This window comes from Geobacillus proteiniphilus (assembly GCF_001908025.1).
Classification (GTDB): domain Bacteria; phylum Bacillota; class Bacilli; order Bacillales; family Anoxybacillaceae; genus Geobacillus; species Geobacillus proteiniphilus.
On record NZ_MQMG01000062.1, the window covers coordinates 1 to 18,263 of the forward strand.

General features: G+C 52.4%; 22 protein-coding genes and 2 pseudogenes. 10 read left to right on the plus strand and 14 right to left on the minus strand.

What is annotated here, in order from left to right; genetic code table 11:
* Positions 1-536: pseudogene (locus BRO54_RS20265) on the plus strand (hypothetical protein); the annotation flags it as partial.
* 177 nt (positions 537-713) lie between these two features.
* Here BRO54_RS20265 and BRO54_RS16455 read toward each other — a convergent pair.
* A complete protein-coding gene (locus BRO54_RS16455; RefSeq protein WP_079936037.1) occupies positions 714-1,214 on the minus strand; it encodes a GNAT family N-acetyltransferase in 501 nt (166 codons plus the stop codon).
* A gap of 100 nt (positions 1,215-1,314) precedes the next feature.
* Between BRO54_RS16455 and BRO54_RS16460 the strand changes: the two genes are divergently transcribed.
* Positions 1,315-1,824 carry an MFS transporter gene (locus BRO54_RS16460; RefSeq protein ID WP_074044635.1) on the plus strand — a complete coding sequence of 170 codons (510 nt, stop codon included), beginning with the start codon at positions 1,315-1,317 and terminating at the stop codon, positions 1,822-1,824.
* 146 nt (positions 1,825-1,970) lie between these two features.
* Here BRO54_RS16460 and BRO54_RS16465 read toward each other — a convergent pair whose 3' ends face one another.
* The gene (locus tag BRO54_RS16465; protein WP_074044636.1) at positions 1,971-2,159 is read right to left on the minus strand and encodes an H-type small acid-soluble spore protein; all 189 of its coding nucleotides are present in this window, start codon (positions 2,157-2,159) and stop codon (positions 1,971-1,973) included.
* 112 nt (positions 2,160-2,271) lie between these two features.
* Here BRO54_RS16465 and BRO54_RS16470 point away from each other — a divergent pair, with 112 nt between their 5' ends.
* Entirely contained in the window at positions 2,272-3,267 is a 996-nt protein-coding gene (locus BRO54_RS16470) for a potassium channel family protein (protein ID WP_074044637.1), read from the plus strand.
* On the opposite strand, the gene BRO54_RS16475 is transcribed toward BRO54_RS16470, so the two are convergent.
* The 3 genes from BRO54_RS16475 to BRO54_RS16490 all read right to left on the minus strand — a co-directional run bounded on the left by BRO54_RS16475 (position 3,264) and on the right by BRO54_RS16490 (position 6,996).
* Positions 3,264-3,668: a YugN-like family protein gene (locus BRO54_RS16475; protein WP_074044638.1), complete on the minus strand. Its 405-nt coding sequence runs from the start codon at positions 3,666-3,668 to the stop codon at positions 3,264-3,266. The two genes, BRO54_RS16470 and BRO54_RS16475, sit on opposite strands and share 4 nt — an antisense overlap.
* A 287-nt stretch (positions 3,669-3,955) precedes the next feature.
* Positions 3,956-5,305, minus strand: a complete 1,350-nt coding sequence (locus tag BRO54_RS16485) for a glucose-6-phosphate isomerase (protein ID WP_074044640.1) — start codon at positions 5,303-5,305, stop codon at positions 3,956-3,958.
* A 527-nt stretch (positions 5,306-5,832) separates the two neighbouring features.
* Complete coding sequence (locus BRO54_RS16490) at positions 5,833-6,996, minus strand: iron-containing alcohol dehydrogenase (RefSeq protein WP_074044641.1); 1,164 nt, start codon at positions 6,994-6,996, stop codon at positions 5,833-5,835.
* Positions 6,997-7,144: 148 nt separating this feature from the next.
* On the opposite strand from BRO54_RS16490, the gene BRO54_RS16495 reads away from it, so the two are divergent.
* Positions 7,145-7,378: a DUF378 domain-containing protein gene (locus BRO54_RS16495; protein ID WP_074044642.1), complete on the plus strand. Its 234-nt coding sequence runs from the start codon at positions 7,145-7,147 to the stop codon at positions 7,376-7,378.
* Between the two features lie 103 nt (positions 7,379-7,481).
* On the opposite strand, the gene yugI is transcribed toward BRO54_RS16495, so the two are convergent.
* The 4 genes from yugI to BRO54_RS16515 form a co-directional block, all read right to left on the minus strand.
* On the minus strand, positions 7,482-7,847 hold the full coding sequence (gene yugI / locus BRO54_RS16500) for a S1 domain-containing post-transcriptional regulator GSP13 (RefSeq protein WP_074044643.1): 366 nt from the start codon (positions 7,845-7,847) through the stop codon (positions 7,482-7,484).
* A gap of 105 nt (positions 7,848-7,952) precedes the next feature.
* Entirely contained in the window at positions 7,953-9,125 is a 1,173-nt protein-coding gene (locus BRO54_RS16505; protein ID WP_074044644.1) for an aminotransferase, read from the minus strand.
* Entirely contained in the window at positions 9,122-9,622 is a 501-nt protein-coding gene (locus tag BRO54_RS16510) for an Lrp/AsnC family transcriptional regulator (protein ID WP_025949995.1), read from the minus strand. The genes BRO54_RS16505 and BRO54_RS16510 overlap by 4 nt, the downstream gene beginning before the upstream one ends.
* 54 nt (positions 9,623-9,676) lie before the next feature.
* Positions 9,677-9,940, minus strand: coding sequence for a YugE family protein (locus BRO54_RS16515; RefSeq protein ID WP_013524508.1), 264 nt, complete (start codon positions 9,938-9,940; stop codon positions 9,677-9,679).
* A gap of 154 nt (positions 9,941-10,094) precedes the next feature.
* On the opposite strand from BRO54_RS16515, the gene BRO54_RS16520 reads away from it, so the two are divergent.
* A complete protein-coding gene (locus BRO54_RS16520; RefSeq protein WP_074044651.1) occupies positions 10,095-11,255 on the plus strand; it encodes a PatB family C-S lyase in 1,161 nt (386 codons plus the stop codon).
* A 220-nt stretch (positions 11,256-11,475) separates the two neighbouring features.
* On the opposite strand, the gene BRO54_RS16525 is transcribed toward BRO54_RS16520, so the two are convergent.
* The 3 genes from BRO54_RS16525 to kapD form a co-directional block, all read right to left on the minus strand.
* Positions 11,476-12,000 (minus strand): superoxide dismutase family protein, encoded by a 525-nt coding sequence (locus BRO54_RS16525; RefSeq protein WP_074044645.1) that lies wholly within the window; start codon positions 11,998-12,000, stop codon positions 11,476-11,478.
* A gap of 57 nt (positions 12,001-12,057) precedes the next feature.
* Positions 12,058-12,273 carry a hypothetical protein gene (locus BRO54_RS16530; RefSeq protein ID WP_074044646.1) on the minus strand — a complete coding sequence of 72 codons (216 nt, stop codon included), beginning with the start codon at positions 12,271-12,273 and terminating at the stop codon, positions 12,058-12,060.
* A 76-nt stretch (positions 12,274-12,349) separates the two neighbouring features.
* A complete protein-coding gene (gene kapD, locus BRO54_RS16535) occupies positions 12,350-12,970 on the minus strand; it encodes a 3'-5' exonuclease KapD (RefSeq protein ID WP_074044647.1) in 621 nt (206 codons plus the stop codon).
* 371 nt (positions 12,971-13,341) lie between these two features.
* Here kapD and BRO54_RS16540 point away from each other — a divergent pair, with 371 nt between their 5' ends.
* From BRO54_RS16540 to BRO54_RS16555, 4 genes and pseudogenes are all read left to right on the plus strand, one after another.
* The gene (locus BRO54_RS16540; protein ID WP_074044648.1) at positions 13,342-13,779 is read left to right on the plus strand and encodes a hypothetical protein; all 438 of its coding nucleotides are present in this window, start codon (positions 13,342-13,344) and stop codon (positions 13,777-13,779) included.
* Positions 13,780-13,800: 21 nt separating this feature from the next.
* Positions 13,801-15,123 (plus strand): ArsB/NhaD family transporter, encoded by a 1,323-nt coding sequence (locus BRO54_RS16545; protein ID WP_074044649.1) that lies wholly within the window; start codon positions 13,801-13,803, stop codon positions 15,121-15,123.
* Between the two features lie 95 nt (positions 15,124-15,218).
* Positions 15,219-15,377, plus strand: a pseudogene (locus BRO54_RS20650) (asparagine synthase).
* Positions 15,378-15,478: 101 nt separating this feature from the next.
* Complete coding sequence (locus BRO54_RS16555; protein ID WP_074044652.1) at positions 15,479-15,829, plus strand: YuzC family spore coat inner layer protein; 351 nt, start codon at positions 15,479-15,481, stop codon at positions 15,827-15,829.
* Positions 15,830-16,149: 320 nt separating this feature from the next.
* On the opposite strand, the gene BRO54_RS20125 is transcribed toward BRO54_RS16555, so the two are convergent.
* Positions 16,150-16,326, minus strand: a complete 177-nt coding sequence (locus BRO54_RS20125) for a hypothetical protein (protein WP_167337615.1) — start codon at positions 16,324-16,326, stop codon at positions 16,150-16,152.
* Between the two features lie 21 nt (positions 16,327-16,347).
* Positions 16,348-17,007 (minus strand): hypothetical protein, encoded by a 660-nt coding sequence (locus BRO54_RS16560; protein ID WP_176202391.1) that lies wholly within the window; start codon positions 17,005-17,007, stop codon positions 16,348-16,350.
* A 906-nt stretch (positions 17,008-17,913) separates the two neighbouring features.
* On the opposite strand from BRO54_RS16560, the gene BRO54_RS16570 reads away from it, so the two are divergent.
* Positions 17,914-18,263: DUF4277 domain-containing protein (locus BRO54_RS16570; protein ID WP_139268084.1), on the plus strand; the 350-nt coding region annotated here is incomplete at its 3' end.

Below are 18,263 nucleotides of genomic sequence, written 5' to 3' on the forward strand. Positions count from 1 at the left end.
CCTGTTTGACTTTCGTTGGGTTGTGCAGTTCCAGCCTTAGCGTGATCGTGGGCATGGATTCACCTCCTTGCGACAATTACAGGATTTCAGTTTTTTCAGAATCATTCGATATAAGAAAACGGCTCGCTTTCATGGGGCTGACCCAAAACGCGAATGCGTGTTGGGATCAGTCTCCACTTTTTCGCCCCAAATATAGAAGAATCGCCTTTTTTCTGGTAGAATGGAGTCATCGAAACCACTACCACCGAAAGAAGGGCGATTCTTTTATGAAACATGATCATATTTCCTTTAAAGAGTATACCATGGATAACCTCTCTTTGCCAATCAACATCGCCGATCTCATTCCGCGGCATAACAACGCGGTTCATGAGATCGGCGAACGCATCCCTATGGAGACGTTTCTTCCTTACTACAAAGGAGGGGGACACCTCCATCATACCCATCAAGTTAAGAATTTTGGTTCATCACCACAACATATACTTGACAAGCAATACGTTTTCCTGTACAAAGATGTGCAAAAATCATTGATTTACTGATTTTTCTATACAAATGCAAATAGGGGATGTTCAGAAAAAATCAAGTACAATCTTTGGTGAAGAGTCAGCCCCCTTTCTCGCTTGCGGGTCTGTAAACAGCCGAATCTGCATGACGTTCATATCCTTCCCTCTTTCCGTTCATCCTCATTACTTATGACTTCCCCGCCTCCCCCCATTCTATACAAGCCGTTTGCCGACAATGACCAAATCGCGTTCCACGCCGTCCAATTCCGCCACGCGCGGAAAATATCCCCATCGTTCAAATCCGAAGCGGGAGAAAAGCCGCAAACTTGGTTCATTATGGGCAAAAATAAAGCCGAGCAGCGTCTTGATCCCAAGTTCGGGCGCCCGTTCGACCGCCCGCTCGAGCAGCTTCGTCCCAAGCCCCCGGCCGCGGTGCGTCTCCGCGATGTAAATGCTCACTTCCGCCGTATGGCGGTACGCCGGGCGGCCGTAAAACGACTGAAAGCTGAGCCAGGCGCAAACCGCGCCGTCGTCCTCGACGACCCAAAGCGGACGATTGTGCGGGTCATGGGCCTCAAACCACGCCCGCCGGCTTTCGACCGACACCGGCTCCAAGTCCGCCGTCACCATCCGGCTTGGGATCGTTTCATTATAAATGCGGACGATGTGCGGCAAATCCGCCGTGGCCGCATCGCGGATCAAAAATGATTCCATCTTTCCATCTCCCCTTTTGCAAACAGGAATTTTATTTCCATCAGTAAAAAAAGCGAGAGTATAATGATACATTATGTACAAACAAAGAAAGGGGAAAGAGATGAAACGCCAGCTTGTCGTGTATCTTGTGTCGCTCGCCGCGTTTCTCGGCCCGTTTACGCAAACGATTTACACTCCTATTTTACCAGAAGTGCGAGAGGCGTTTGCGACTTCTTCGTTTCTCATCAACTTCACGATTTCGATTTTCACCTTTTTCCTGGCGATGATGCAAATCGTTTACGGACCGCTCACCGACCGGAAAGGACGGAGGACGGTGCTGCTTGGCGGCATCGGCAACTTTCTGTTTTTGAAGGAAACGAAACCGAAAGAAGCAGCGGACTTCGCCCCGTTCCGCCTCGCGGATTTTGCGGCGGTGCTCCGCCACCGCGCTGGGTTGTCAATCGTTTTGCTTGGATTTCTTCAATACTACTCGCTGTATAATTTTCTCGTGTTTTTGCCCGGCATCTTGACAGATCAATACGGATTGTCAGCGCAGGAAAAAGGGACGGTGTACTTGGCGATGGATTTCTCCCCAGTCGAGCGAATCCGTTGTTTTTCGCCAGCCTTCTAAACAGATGTCGAACAACAGCTGTTTTCTTGTTGATCACACGGAACCATTCGATCAGCGCCTCATGTCGGAAAGCTGCCTATCCGCCCCACCGCAAGCCGCAAAATCGAAAGGGCTGCCCGAGCCGCTGGCGGCTGGCAAGCCCTTTTTTAATCCCGCTCTTCCGTCAATTCCGAAACCGGCACATCCCGGCGCTCATGAAGCCGGCCGTCGCGCAAATGGACGGTCGCCGTCTGCTTTTCCTCATCATACCCGTCAATCCATACCGACACGCCGTTGTAATACACCGGAATATCGGCAGGGGAAGAAACGATTTGTTTGACACGGTTCATATCCATGACCACTGTCCCCTTTCTCTCATGTTCCGTTTCCTAGTATGGGAAGAAACAGGAATGTTTATGCAAAAACGGCTCACACTAAAAAAAGACAAAAGCAAAAGAGGGGTGGACGATGAAAACAAGGAACGTGCTGTTATCGTATTGGCGCTGGCCGCCCGTGCTTCGCCTATTTGTCTCGGCGAGCGCGTTGATCGTGCTGTTTGGCGCGCTCATGCGCTTCATTGAACCAGAGACGTTCCGCACGGTGTTCGACGGCGTGTGGTGGGCGATCGTGACGTCGGCGACAATCGGCTACGGCGACATCGTCCCGAAAACGGTCGCTGGAAAACTCGCGGCCATTGGGCTTATCATCCTTGGCACCGGCATCCTCACCGCTTATTTCGCTTCCGTCTCCGCCGCGGCCGCCGCCCGGGAAACCGCCTTTACAAGCGGACAGCTCCGATATACAGAGCGCGGCCATGCGGTGATCGTCGGCTGGAACGAGCGGGCGCGCGAGGTGCTGCTCCGCCTCGCGCGGCACGACGCCTCCATGCGCTTCGTCCTCATCGACGCCACCATTCCATCCCACCCGCTTCCGAACGCGCCGGTTCATTTCATTAAAGGAACGGCAAGCGACGATGCGGTGCTGGAGAAGGCCAATATTCAAGAAGCGCGGTTTTTGCTCATCACCGCCGATCCGCATAAAGCGGAAGCGGAAGCCGATAAAGATACAATTGTGACGCTGCTTGCCGCCAAAAGCCTCAACCCGTCGGTGTATGCCATCGTGGAAATCCTAACGGGCCGAAACGTCCAGAACGCCTTCCGCGCCGGGGCGGATGAGGTGATTCAAACGAACTTGCTTTCCAGTTTCGCCATGGCCGCCAGCCTTCGCTCGCCGGGCGCCGCCAGCGTGTGGGAGACGGCGCTTTACCGCCTGGACGGACAGACGCTCTGCCTTCTCGAGCCAGACGAACAGCAAATCGGCCAGCCATTCGCCGCCGTTCAACAGCAGCTGCTCAAGCAAAACGTGACGCTGCTTGGCGTCATCCACGGAGATCACGGAGCGATTTCCGTTGCACCGGACCGCCCGATTCAACAAAGCGACCGCCTGTTCGTGCTTGTCCCTTAATCGAGCAGGCGGCGCTCCAGCTCTTGGACAAGCGCCTTTCCGACGGAAATATATCGCTCGGGTACGGTCGCGTCCGGGTCTTGCGGCTCGGCAAACTGATTGAATGAGGCGCTGATGTTGCCGACATCGGCGAAATCATCGATGCCCCGTTGGTATTTATGCGCAAGCAAAAACGGCCGCCCAAGCTCCACCGTCGTTCCGTGCGAATCAAGCTGCCCGTCGACCGCCCGAAACGGCACGCGCAAAAACTGGTAGCCCACGTCATCGGCGATTTTGTAGTCGAAATAGCCGTGATCGTAGTCCCACCCGCCGCCGATCGTATATCCCATTGGTTTTAATTGCTCTTCCAAATGGTACAGCTGAAATTGTTTCCCTTCCAAACGCGATGGAATTTCAATCATGCACAATCCCTCCTTTCTTTTATCGTTTCCCGTTTGACGGGGATTATTTGCCCACGGCAGCTTCAGACGCTTGGCGAAAAACGACAGGGAGCGATAAAGCCTCGTCCGGGCGTTGTGCGGCCGAACGATGGACCAACAATCGGCTCATGCATAACAAAACGCCTCTTCCCCCGCAAAAGGGAAGAGGCGCTTTTTCCGTCGTTCCGTCCGCCGTTTTGGGCGCGACTCGGGTCGAGCCGCGAGTCATCTCCTCCGAGAAAACAGCGGCTTGGCGATGGAACACGTTGTTATTTCAACCGTTTCTCCAGTTCTTCCTTCAGCTGCTCATAGCCTGGTTTGCCGAGGAGGGCGAACATGTTCTTTTTGTATGCTTCCACTCCCGGTTGGTCAAATGGATTCACCCCGAGCAAGTAGCCGCTCATGGCGCATGCTTTTTCAAAGAAGTAGACGAGGTAGCCGAACGTATATTCATCGAGCTTCGGCAAAGTGATGACCAAGTTCGGCACGCCGCCGTCCGTATGGGCGAGCAGCGTCCCTTCGAACGCTTTTGTGTTGACGAAATCAACCGTTTTTCCCGCCAAATAGTTCAGTCCGTCAAGGTCGTTTTCTTCGGCTTCAATGATCAGCTCATGACGCGGTTCTTCCAGCTTCAACACTGTTTCAAACAAATCGCGGCGCCCTTCTTGAATGTATTGGCCGAGCGAATGCAAATCGGTCGAGAAATCAGCGGAAGCTGGATAAATGCCTTTTTGATCCTTCCCTTCGCTTTCGCCGAACAGCTGCTTCCACCATTCGGCGAAATAGTGCAGCGCTGGTTCGTAGTTGACGAGCAGCTCGATCGTTTTTCCTTTGTTGTACAAAATGTTGCGGATGGCGGCGTATTGGTAAGCGGCGTTTTCCTCAAGCTCCGAGGAGCTGAAATCGTCGCGCGCTTTGGCCGCTCCTTCCATCATGGCGTCGATGTCCGAGCCGCTTGCGGCAATCGGCAATAGCCCGACCGCCGTCAGCACCGAGTAGCGGCCGCCGATGTCATCCGGAATGACAAACGTTTCATACCCTTCCTCATTGGCGAGCGTCCGCAAGGCGCCGCGCTTGCTGTCCGTCGTCGCGTAAATGCGGCGGCGCGCTTCCTCTTTGCCGTATTTCTCCTCAAGCAGCTTGCGGAAAAGGCGGAAGGCGATCGCCGGCTCGGTCGTCGTCCCCGATTTGGAAATGACGTTGATCGAGAAGTCTTTCCCTTCCAAGAAATCGATGACGTCTTTCATATACGTCGAGCTGATGTTGTTGCCGACAAAAATGATTTGCGGCGTTTTCCGCTTTTCTTTTGGCAAGGCGTTGTAAAACGAATGGTGCAGCATCTCGATCGCCGCCCGCGCGCCAAGGTACGAGCCGCCGATGCCGATGACGACAAGAACATCAGAATCCGATTGGATTTTTTTCGCCGCCTCCTTGATGCGCGCGAATTCTTCTTTGTCATAGTCGACCGGCCAGTCAAGCCAGCCTAAAAAGTCGCTTCCAACACCGGTTTTTTCATGAAGCGAATGATGCGCGACTTTCACGGCATCGCGCAAGTATGTAAGCTCATGTTCGCCAAAAAAGGCGAGCGCTTTGGAATAGTCAAAGCGAATGTGGGTCATCGATTTCCGCCTCCCCTTCAAGAATCATTGCCTTCTTTCACTTTAGCGGAATAAACAAGGGAAATCAAGCAGCCCACCTTTTTGGAAACGGATTCATTTTTCGCCATGTTCGCCGCGCCGATTTCCTTGCGTGACGCCTGGAGGGATGGTGATTTAGTGAAAAAGACAGCTTTATCCTAACCATTTTTCAATTAGAGAAACTTTGCCAAATCGGCTCTCTTTTCTGATGAAACGCCGCCGATTTGCGCACAAAACTCGTTTTTCACCAGCCTTCTAGGGGCTCGTGATGGAATCAAAAGGCTGCTCGCCTCAAGAAACGTGATCAACGTTGTGCTTTTTCCTCATTCGAGAACCATGGATTCGGGCGAGACGGCTGTTTTTCGCGCCCTCCTCACTTTCCGCCATCCTGTGGGATCGGGAGCGCGCCCAGGCAAACCAAGAAAATAGGAAAAGCGCCAGCTCAAGCAGATCCCGCCGCCGAGCCGGCGCCATCATCGATCGATTCGCGAAACCGCCGCTTCGCCTCATTAAAGGGAAGCGCGCAAAATGGCGAGCACATCATCGCGGTTCAACGTTTTGAAACGGCCGAACTCGCCAAACGCCATCGCTTTATCGGCCATCAGCTCCAAGTTTTCCTCGCCGATGCCATAGTCCGCAAGCCGCGACGGCGCCCCGAGGCTCGACCAGAACTCGCGCAGCCGCTCGATGCCTTCAAGCGCCACATCGCGCTCCGATTTGCCCGCCGGATCGACATCGAACACGCGCACCGCGAGCTGGGCGAAACGGCTGACGTTTTCATCGAGCACATGCTTCATCCAGTTCGGGAACAAAATCGCCAATCCCCCGGCATGCGGAATGTCATACACGGCAGAAACGGCGTGCTCAATATTGTGCGTCGCCCAATCGCCTCGGACGCCCATTTGCAAAAAGCCGTTTAAGGCGATCGTGCCCGAGTACATGATCGTCTCGCGCAGCTCGTAGTTTTCCAAATCGTTGATCAGTTTGGGCGCCGTTTCAATCACGGTTTTCAACACCGCTTCGCACATCCGGTCTTGCAATGGCGTGTTCGGCGTATGGTGGAAATATTGCTCAAACACATGGGACATCATATCAACGATGCCGTAAACCGTATGGTCTTTCGGAACGGTCATCGTATACGTCGGATCCAAAATCGAAAATTGCGGGAACGTAAACGGGCTGCCCCAGCCGTATTTTTCTTTCGTCTCCCAGTTTGTAATCACCGAGCCGGAATTCATCTCTGACCCGGTCGCCGCCAGCGTCAATACGGTTCCAAACGGCAGGGCGCCGGTGACTGGCGCTTTTTTCGTGATAAACTCCCACGGATCGCCGTCAAATTTCGCTCCAGCGGCGATCGCTTTCGTGCAGTCGATGACGCTGCCGCCGCCGACGGCAAGCAAAAACTCGATGCCTTCCCTCTTGCAAATGTCCACCCCTTTTCTTACGGTCGAGACGCGCGGGTTCGGCTCCACCCCCGGCAGTTCGGCGACTTCAGCGCCAATCTCCCCCAACATCTTCATGACTTCATCATACAGTCCGTTTCGTTTGATGCTGCCGCCGCCATACACAAGCAGCACTTTCTTGCCGTAGCGCGGCACTTCTTCTTTGAGCCGTTCGAGCTGCCCTTTTCCGAAAATAAGTTTCGTCGGGTTGCGGAAAATAAACTCTTGCATATGGATGCCCTCCTTTTCCTGAATCTATTATGGCAGCGCCTGCCACCGGTTGTAAAGCCAACTGCTTTGACGGCAAACGATGCATATTTTTCACGACTGCGATTCATCCTATAAGTTGAAAAGAAATTTTCCAAAGGAGGCAAACAAGATGGGAGCATTGCAGCGCATTGCGCTATTGTTGACCATTATCGGCGCCATTAACTGGGGACTGATCGGCTTTTTCCAATTTGACTTAGTCGCCGCCATTTTCGGCGGCCAAGACTCCGTTTGGTCGCGCATCATTTACAGCTTGGTCGGCATCGCCGGCTTGATCAACTTGGCGCTGCTGTTCAAACCAGCGGCAGAGCTCGGGCGCACTGAACCGAAAACATCGCGCACATGACGGAAAACCATTGGGACACTCACCGCCTGACGGTGGGTGTCTTATTTTTGCGCCTCTCCCAGCCCAAAAGCGTCATGGACTCTCACCGTTTGGGGGCGCAGGCTTATTGTTTCGGCCAATTTTCTTTCTTGGACTGCTCAATCCATTCACGCAGCTTTTCCTTCAATGGGCGAAAGCCGGACTCAATCGGCATCTTCATGCGCAAATGGCGCTTTTCCTTTTCCATGACGGGTTCGAGCGCCTTTAGGGACAAGCTCGCCCGCCTCGTCTTTCGGTCGACATCCAACACCTTGACCGTCACTTCATCCCCGACATGGACGTAATCGCGCACATCTTTCACAAATTGATGGGAAATTTCCGAAATATGGATCAGCCCTTGCATGCCGTCCTCAAGCTGGACGAACGCGCCATACGGCTGAATGCCCGTCACCTTCCCTTTCACGATCGCTCCTCGTTTGATCGTTGACAAGCGAAACACTCCTATTGATGAATTTCGTCTATGTTTTTGTATTATAACATAGACCGACAGCAAACCCCAAAAAAAGATGTCCCGCCGACGGCGGAACATCCCCAGTTACAGGCGCGCCAAAAACCGTTTCATTCGCTTAATGGCTTCTTGCAGCTGTTCGAGCGACGAAGCGTATGAACAGCGGATATAGCCTTCCCCGCTTTGGCCGAAGACGTTGCCGGGGACGACAGCCACTTTTTCTTCGATGAGCAGCCGCTCAGCAAACTGCTCCGACGTCAAACCGGTCGGCTTGATGGACGGGAAGGCGTAAAACGCTCCGCCCGGCAAATGGCACGGCAGCCCAATTTCATTGAGCGAGGCAACAAAATAGTTGCGCCGCCGCCGGTAGCTGTTGCGCATGTCGACGACATCGCGCTCTCCGTTGCGAAGCGCCTCAAGCGCCCCATATTGCGCCATCGTCGGCGCGCACATCATGGCATACTGATGGATTTTCAACATCGCCTGCAAAATCTCGTCAGGCGCTGCCGCAAACCCGAGCCGCCATCCGGTCATCGCAAACCCTTTCGAAAAACCGGAAATCAAAATCGTCCGCTCGCGCATGCCAGGAGCAGCGGCCATGCTCGTATACTCTCCTTCATACGTCAGCTCGGCATAAATTTCATCGGCAATGACGAGCAAGTCGTACGCCTCAGCCAGACGGGCGATCGCTTCAAGCTCCGTGCGGCTCTGCACCGTTCCGGTTGGATTGTTCGGTGAACAAATGATGACCGCCTTCGTCCGCTCGGTGATCGCCCGCTCAAGGTGCACCGGATTGAGCTGAAACTTGTCTTCGCCAGACGTGTGAACGGCCACCGGCTTCCCGCCCGCGAGCACGACAAGCGGCTCGTAGGCGACAAAACTCGGTTCGACGATGATCACTTCATCGCCCGGGTTGATGATCGCCCTAAGCGCCAAGTCGATGGCCTGGCTCGCCCCGACCGTCACTAAAATTTCCGTTTCCGGACAGTAGTCGACATGAAACTTGCGGCGCAAATAAGCGGCGATTTCTTGGCGGAGCTCCAAGAGCCCGGCGTTGGCCGTATACGACGTATAGCCTTGCTCGAGCGACAAAATGCTCGCTTCGCGAATGCTCCAGGACGTGACAAAATCCGGCTCGCCGACGCCGAGCGAAATGACGCCGTCCATGCTGGAAGCAAGGTCAAAAAAGCGGCGGATGCCGGATGGCTTCAAGCCCGCAACCGTCTTGGACACGTACGTTTTTCTCGTTTGCGGCTTCATGGCGACACCACGATGCGGCGATCTTGATCTCCTTGGTCAAAGACGATGCCGTCATGTTTGTATTTTTTCAAAATGAAATGAGTGGTCGTCGAAATGACGGAATCGAGCGTCGACAGCTTCTCGGAAACAAATTGGGCGATTTCCGCCATCGAACGCCCTTCAATGACGACCGACAAATCATAAGCGCCGGACATTAAATAGACCGATTTCACTTCCGGGAACCGGTAAATGCGTTCCGCCACTTCGTCAAAGCCGACGCCGCGCTTCGGAGTCACCTTGACGTCGATCATCGCCGTCACCCCTTCGCGGCCGTCCGCCTTCCGCCAGTCAATGAGCGCCGTATATTGGACGATCACTTTCGCCTCTTCTAACTTTTTGACGAGCGCTTCCGTTTCCTCGACCGGCAAATCGACCATCTTCGCCAGCACATCGATCGGCGTTCGTGCGTCTTTTTCTAATATTTCGATAATTTCCAGCTCTTTTTCGCTCAATTTCACGCAGCATCCCTCCATTTCATCGGTCGGTTTCGCCAAACCGGCCGCCTGTCGTCATCACGGGAGCGGACAGGACGCCGCTTGCTTTAATTCAAGCAGCCGGCGGGCGAGTTTTAGGCAGTGGGGAAAAGGAATCGGCTCGTCAAAGGCGAATTCATATATGGACTGAATGCGGGCGGCCAACGTGCGGGCGTCTTCCGTCTCATACACCGCCTGGAGCACGCTGGCCGCCTCGACGTCGTAGGCGTCTTTTCCAAGGCCAAACGGGTCCCAGGCGCCGATCCATTCAAGAAGAAGCCGATTCAACTGTTGTCCGTCCATGCCGCCGTCATCCACCTTCTTTCTTGATGCTATGATATAACCCATTATAAGCCATTGATTCGAAAAAAAGAAGGGAGAAGATGCAACAATGTTTCCATTCGATGAGGGGAAAGGACCGCATCGTTCGCGTGCTGAGAAAGGAGAAGGCGCGACCATGTTTCCGTTCGACCGCGTCATCGACCGCCGGGGCACGCTGTCGGTGAAATGGGATGACGTTCATCGAGTGTTCGGCCACGAAGACGTATGGCCGATGTGGGTCGCCGATATGGATTTTCCCGCGCCAAAAGAGGTGCAAGAAGCGCTGCGGCAACGGGTGGAGCACGGCGTGTTCGGCTACACCGTCATTCCCGATTCACTCAAAGAAGCGGTATGCCAATGGCTTGAACGCCGTCATGACTGGACGATCGATCCGTCTTGGCTCGTGTTTGCCCACGGCGTCGTGCCGGCGGTCGCCGCCGCCATCGAAGCGTTTTCCGAACCAGGGGATCGCATCATCGTTTTTTCCCCGGTCTACCGGCCGCTGTTTGATCTCGTCCGCCGCCATGACCGCACGCTTCTGTTCAGTCCGCTGCGCCTTGAGGAAGACAACTATGCGATCGACTGGGACGACTTGGAGCGAAAGCTGCCCGATGCCAAGCTTCTCATCCTTTGCCATCCGCACAACCCGGGAGGCAAATCATGGACAAAAGAAGAACTCGAACGGCTGGGAGAACTTTGCCTCAAGCACGGCGTCTTCGTCCTTTCCGATGAAATCCACGCCGATTTGACGCTCCCGCCAGCCAAACACACGCCGTTTGCCTCCCTCCACCCGGAGCTGGCCGCGCAAAGCGCCACGTTCCGCGCGCCGACGAAAACGTTCAACCTCGCCGGTTTGCAGGCGGCGGAAGTCATCCTTCCCGACGAATCGCGGCGCCGGGCGTTCCGCCGCGTCCAGCAGCGGCACGGCTTTTTTACGCTGAATGCGTTCGCCATCGTCGGAGCGGAAGCGGCCTACCGCCATGGCGGGCCGTGGCTTGACGCCTTGCTTGATTACTTGCGGCAAAACATCGACATGACGGTTGCCTATTTGGCGGAACACTTGCCGCAGCTCCGCCCGATCCGGCCGCAGGCGACGTATCTCGTCTGGATCGACTGCCGCGGCCTTGGCCTTTCCGAGGGGGAGCTGAAGAAGCGTCTTTTGGAAAAAGGAAAACTCGCCGTCGAATTCGGCAGCAAATTCGGCCAGGAAGGCGTCGGCTTCATCCGTTTGAATATCGCCTGCCCGCGCCCGACGCTGGAGGAAGGGCTGCGGCGGCTGGCAACAGCGCTGCGCTAGCTCTGTGCCAAAGAAGAGCAGCCAAGCGGATGGCGAAAGAGAAAAGAAGCAGCGCCGAACCCGTTGCTTCGTTCCGCCATCCATGTAAATCAGAAGCGCAAATGGAGCCAAACGATCATTCCTTGCCGTTTTCTGTTTCGCCGACCATGTGCATCCGCCGCTGTCGTGTGAAGCGTTGCCCCGGCAACGTGAAACAGGGGCCCGCGCGCGAGCCCCTGTTTCACGACGACTTGATTTCCCCACAGGCGATCCGTCCGCCGGCGTCTCCCGCCGGCTGGGTCATGCCGTCGTCTTTCTTGGCGTGAATGACGATCGACGTTCCGTCTTTTGTAAGCAGCGAGCCTTTCTCTCCTTCTTTCAGCGTCACATTGGGCGCCGTCAACTCGACGTTGACCGTGCCGTCATCTTTCACAATAATGTTCGGCAAATCGCCGGCATGCGCTCCTTCCGGGTGGAGAAGGCCGTGCTTTTTCCCGTCCGGATTGTAATGACCGCCGGCCGACTGAAAATCGGGCGGCTGACAGCTTCCGTTTTCATGGATGTGAATGGCGTGCTCTCCCGGCGGGAGGCCTTCCAAATCAAGCTTCAGCCGAACCCCTTCCGCTTGCTCCGTCAGCGCGATCGTGCCGATCGAGTCGCCGTCCACATTGATCATCTCCACCGTCCGGCTCGTTCCATTCTCTTGGCCGCAGCCGGACAACACGAGCGCCGCAGCGAAAAGGATCCCATATGTTCCCCGCAACACTGAACTCCCTCCAGCATAACATGTGTTATCCACCAGTATTGCCGGAGGAAGGCTGGTTTATACCCCCGGCGGTTGCCCAGACTCGTCCCTTTTTTCAAGCAACTGTTCTTCGAGCCGTTTCGCTTCCTTCTCCTGCCGCCGGGAGATAACGATGATGAGCCGCATCGTGAACACCGCCATCAAGAAGAAGACAGCAAACGAAAAGGCTGCGGGAATATATTCGCGTTTGTCCTCCGGAAAGTACAAAAACAGATTCAGCACCAATGGCCACATAAGGAAACAACCTTTCTGCCTAAAAAATCGTCCACTTTCTATTATAACATAAAAAAGCCGCCGCCAACGCAGCCGGCTATAAAGCGAATTTTTTTCGCAGCTGGGTCAAATCAATCCGTTCTCCAATCGTCGGCGGCTTTGTCTTCGCCAAATATTTTTTGTCGTTTTCCACCAGCCGGAAAATCGTATACGCGGTGAACGCATCATCGAGCGCGCAATGGGCTTTTCCAACCGCCTCATTGCCGTACTCTTGCACCGCCTTGCGCAATCCGGTTTGATTTTTGTTGCCGAAAAACCGCTTATACTCCATGGCTAAATCACGGTGCTCGCCAGTGAATGGGAATTCCGCTTGCGCCGATTGGCAGTTTTCCCGGAGCACTTTCATATCCATGCTCCCCCACGTAATCACCGTCGTGGGGCGTTCGCGGTCATATTGCCGAAGCAAGGAAACCAACTCATAAAAACTCATTCCGCGGTCAATTTGTTCTTGGGTGATATTGAGAAACGACTTGCACCGTTCGGTGAGCTGCGGAAAGCGGAGCGGCCTCACATAGGAGGAAAATTGGCTCACGATTTGCTCGTCAACAACCGCGACAAGGCCGACTTCAATGATTTCCGGGCAAAACCCGTCCGGGCTCGTTTTCGTCTCGGGCATCGTAAACTCAAAATCGAGAAACAAATATTGCGGGCTGTCCATCGTCGCTTCCCCCCTTTCCGGCACGCTGTTGCCGTCCGTCTTACTATTATTATATCACGCAGAAGCGATTGTTTATTTCTTTTTTCAGAAAATGGCGAAAAAGAGGCGGATGCCGTAGGAATCAACGAAAGCCTTGGCGAAAAAGAAGAAGGGCGGATGGACGCTTCCCATTCAAGCCAATCGTTTTTTCTCCCCCATCCTCTATAAGATCGGCGAAAAACAATCATTTCCCCTAAACCGATGGTTCGTGAGTGAAGAGAAGAGTAACATTTATAAGGTTGATCCATTTAAGAAATGCTATTGTTGAGCCGCATTTCCTGTTAAATCACCAGCCTTCTATGATATGATCAAGAAAAAGGAGGGTGGATGGGATGAAAAATGTCGTGATTCATCAGATTGTCACATGGATTTTCACCGAAGACCAACTGCGGGCGTATTGGAAAAAACAGAAGAAGAACCTTCCGTTCAGCGGGCTGACGGACCGCCAGTACATGAAACTGGCTGAAGAAATGCTTGAACATTCCTCACACAGCCAGCTCGAGCAGCACTTGCTCGGCCGCGGGTGGCGTACAAAAGAAGAGGCCGAGGGGAAAGTGATCGCCGAAGATGAATCGCGCGAAGACATTCATGTCGAGATCATTGACACCAATGCTCCAGCCGAACCGAGGCGGCGGATGTTGATGGATCGGGTGCGCGAAATCGCTTGTCCGCATTGTTCATTTACATTTTATGTTCGTGAAGCCACCAGCGAGCACAGTGATTGGACGTGCCCGGCGTGTGGGAATCATTTTCATGAATCGAAATCCTAACTGGAAAAAGGAGGAGAAATAATGGATCATTCCGCGGTGGGCGTTTCCAACCTTCAGTACGATTTCGCCATTGCGGTTTTTCTGATTACATACGCGATCATCATTTCCGAAAAAATCAACCGCGCCGTCATCGCGCTGCTCGGCGCCGCTTTCATGATCATTTTCGGCATTGTCGATGCGGAGAAAGCGTTCACCCACCATATTGAATGGGGAACGATCACGCTGCTGATCGGGATGATGATTTTAGTCGGCATCACGAGCAAATCCGGTTTTTTTCAATATATGGCCATTAAAGCAGCGAAGCTTGCGAAAGGCCGACCGGTCCGCATTTTAGTCATGCTTTCACTGTTGGCCGGGCTGCTGTCAGCGTTTTTGGACAACGTGACCACCGTCCTGCTTATCGTGCCGGTGACGTTTTCAATTACGCGCATGCTTCAGGTCAACCCGGTGCCGTATTTCATTTCGGAAGTGCTTTTATCCAACATCGGCGGCACGGCGACGTTGATCGGCGACCCGCCGAACATTATGATCGGCTCGGCGAACAAGCATTTAGATTTCAACGCCTTTTTGTTCAACCTAACACCGATCGTCGCGATGATCGCCATCGTGACTGTCGCGTTGCTCGCGTTGATTTACCGAAAGCAGCTGCAAACCGATCCAAAGTTGATTCAAAAGCTGATGGAGCTTCGCGATGCCGACTACATTCAAGATGCGAAGCTGATGCGCAAATCGGTCGCCGTGCTCGGGCTGACCATCCTTGGCTTTATTCTTCATTCTGTCATTCATGTCGATGCGGCCGTCATCGCCATGACCGGAGCGGTCGTGCTCATGCTCATCGCCGTGCCGGAGCATGAGATAGAAGATGTCTTTCACTCGATCGAATGGGTCACGATCTTCTTTTTCGCCGGATTGTTTGTCTTGGTCGGCGGGCTGGTCGACATCGGCCTGATTCAATCGTTGGCCGAAAAAGCGCTCGACGTCACCGGCGGCGATATTTCCGCGGCTGCCTATTTAATCCTTTGGCTGTCCGGCATCGCTTCGGCGACGATCGACAACATCCCGTTCGTCGCCACGATGATCCCGCTCATTAAAGATATGGCGGTCGGCATGGGCTTATCCCCGGACGCCCCGCAGATTGACGTGCTTTGGTGGGCCTTGTCTCTTGGCGCCTGCCTGGGCGGAAACGGGACGCTCATCGGCGCCTCGGCGAATGTGATTGTCGCCGGCATCGCTTCGCGCGAAGGACATGGCTTTACGTACGTTGATTTTTTGAAAATCGGCGCGCCGCTCACGCTCATTGCCTTGCTCCTGTCACATGCCTATTTATGGTTGCGCTATTTGTAACAAACGGAATGGTTTCTGCCATGTTTTGATGCAAGCGAACAATTGACTGCTTGCCGAAAAGGATAGGTGGATGAAGGCGAAAGAAAGAAGAAGCCATTCCAACTGTGTTAGGGGCGGCCGTTACCGCAACGGGCATCGCCATGCGGCAAGCGCGCCGGATTGACTCGTCATGATCAGGAGCGGTTGTGGGCTTTGGCCTTGCCCATCTCGTTTTAGGGGTCATTGACTTAGTCGAACATCGCCGCTCATACTAATGAAGGAAGGAGCGAAATCGCCATTTCGGTTTCGCTCCTTTTTTGATGTTTGCACATATCGTAATATCGATTCCATTTTTGGAAAGGAGGCGCAAGCGGCCATGTTCGCTCATTTCCCGCGGATGCCGGCCGGCCCGTATCCCCCGATCGACCCAACTCTCTTTTCCCAGTCCGCCGCCACGGCGCAGACGCTGATGAACGATGCCGCCGCCGTTTTGAAAAAACTGGCCGAATCCCGTTCGTTTGCGACCTCGGTCATGTCGGCCGCCCAAGAAGGAAAAACGGATGAAGTGAAGCGCCTGATCCGCTCGCTTGGCATCCGCTCGAAAACCGATGTGTATTTCAATCCCGACGGCATCCGCCTGACGTTGTCGCCGCCGCCTGGCGCGTTTCCGTGCTGCCAGCTCGTCATCGGCTTGCGCTGGAACATGTTTCCGCCTTTTCACGGATAGCCTTCGCCATCGCGGCGGCGGGCGAAAGGGGAAAAACGGCGGCAAGCAGCCTTCTCTCTTCGCATTCGCCGCTTTGGCGGCTGCCAACATCCGTTCAAGACGGTCGCGCCCGACGCGGCAGCGCCGCTTCCAGACCATGCCCGGCGCTGGAGGCGGCGTTGCTGTTAGCGCCTGGCCGCGCCAAGCAAAGCAGCCACATCAACACGGTTGTGAATCCGGCCCCAAAATGACGGCAACCGTCCCATCGCCGTCTGGCGCCTAAACAAACTTGCCGGGCACCCAACGCCCGGCGTCATCTTTCGTTCACATTGCGCATCCGATTACGTGCGTCGATAGATGAGATCTCCGACAATGATGGTGATCAACGAAATCAACATCGTCAGCTTGACCACCTTATAGTCTAAAAAGCGCAGCACTTGTTCTTCAAACATGTAGACGAAAAAGAATATGACCATCAGCACGGCGAGAGCTAAGACAAATCTTTTTTTTCGATTCATGGACAATAGATTCTCCTTCTATCAGAATGTATCCAATACATTGCCCGTCGTTTTGATCATATCGTCGGAAATAAATACTTTTTTCAGATTGGTGCGCTTGCTGTCGCTATAGACAAAGTGATACGCGTCATATATATACTGATCATAATAATCACTGTAATATCGTATGATTTTCACTGTTGTCCAGTATGGTTTTAGATTAATATATTCCCCTGCCAATGTACAAATCGAAGCAATGGTTGTTGCCGCTCCAGGGCCAAACGTATATCCAGCTAATGTAGCGATAGCAGTTAATCCTGTTTTTAATACACTGCTTACAAATTTAGCGGTATCGTTATCAAAAGAATAATATCTAGTTCCGATAACCGTTCCATCTCCTGGGTTAGGGATCACTTGAGGCTTCACTTGGTTGCTGTTTAAAATAAAAGCATGTGATGTATTCAATAATTCTGAATCAATCACTTTCTTCGCAATGATCATTTTTTCAGGTGTAATCATACTGTTAGAGGAATTAATAATAATTTCAACTCCTTTATACGAAGTTCTATATATATCTTCCACTGTTGTTAATGCTTCCTCTTTTCCCTCCTGATCTGATTGTGTTTCAGCGCCTGCTATTGAAACTTTAAATGGTATAAAAAATAAACTCATAGCAATGATCAAATAAAGTATTTTCCTCATCAATCATTCCCCCAATGATTAACTAATGTTTCTTGACTATAATGCATCCATATAGCCATGAAAAAAGGTGTTCATACAGAAGTCATTACTTTAAAGTGCATGTATATAGAGAACGGAACAAACAGACGAATAGCGGAATGACGTGAACAAGCAGTGAAAGGCCAATAAACGTTGTGGGAATCCCAAGGTTGTAAAAATATCGAATGCTTTCATTTTTCGCAATCAGCCAATATCCAAGGCCAACAGAAACGGCAGACATGCAAACAACACTAAAGAGGATTTGTCGAACCGATCAGCAGATGACCGTCAAGCAAACGACGACCAACAAATAGAGAGTCCAAAAGATATAATCCGGATATTCGTCCTTTTTCATGTTTATGCTTTGATAATAGTTAATCAGAAATAATGACGGAGAAAAGAACAAGGTGAACAGTATAAACTGTCATAAAGATTCTCCTTAATCAATTCCATGAAGAAGAACCCGTTTTTGACTTTCTTTTGTATCATATCACCGTCTTTCTAGGAGGCTGGTGATTTAATAAAAAAGAAACCAAATCCAGTACTTTTTGATTCTAAAATAATTTAGTTTACCACCTTTTTTCACCACCCCCTCATTCTCAATCGTTTAACAAGAACATGTTATGGTAAAACAACTATATATTTACAATTAAAATTTTACTGTAAATAAAAAAAAAAAAAGGAACTTTATTATCATATCAAAAATAGGCATTTATTCATAAAAATCAATCAATTCGTTTCCTTCTATTCCTTTCATGCCGAAAAAACCACTGAAAAATGAGTAACACCTCACATTTCGCACCCTCCCAACGAAAATCGGGAGGATTTTTTGTGTCCATCGTCGAATGAATCCTTGACATACAAGGAAAGTGAAGGAGTTTTTCTCTCATGAACGTTCAAGTCAAAAAGGTCTATCGTAATGATTATTTGAATATAATAAGTGCCCTATTCAAGAAACTGGGCCTGCCCCAATTGATTGACCATCTCGTTCCCGTTGATCCACAGTGCCAGACTCGAGTCAGCGATGCCGTTCAGGCCATCATCTACAATCTGTTTGACGGCCGGCAAGCCCTCGTTCACGTGGAACGATGGGCTCAGGAGATCGATCTAGAGAAACTCATCCGTCCCGGTCTCCATCCTTCCTGGTTGAACGACGATGCCTTGGCTCGTCATCTCGACCGCTTGTATGAGGCCGATATTCACAAGGTGATCAGCACTTGCTTGATTCACATTTATCG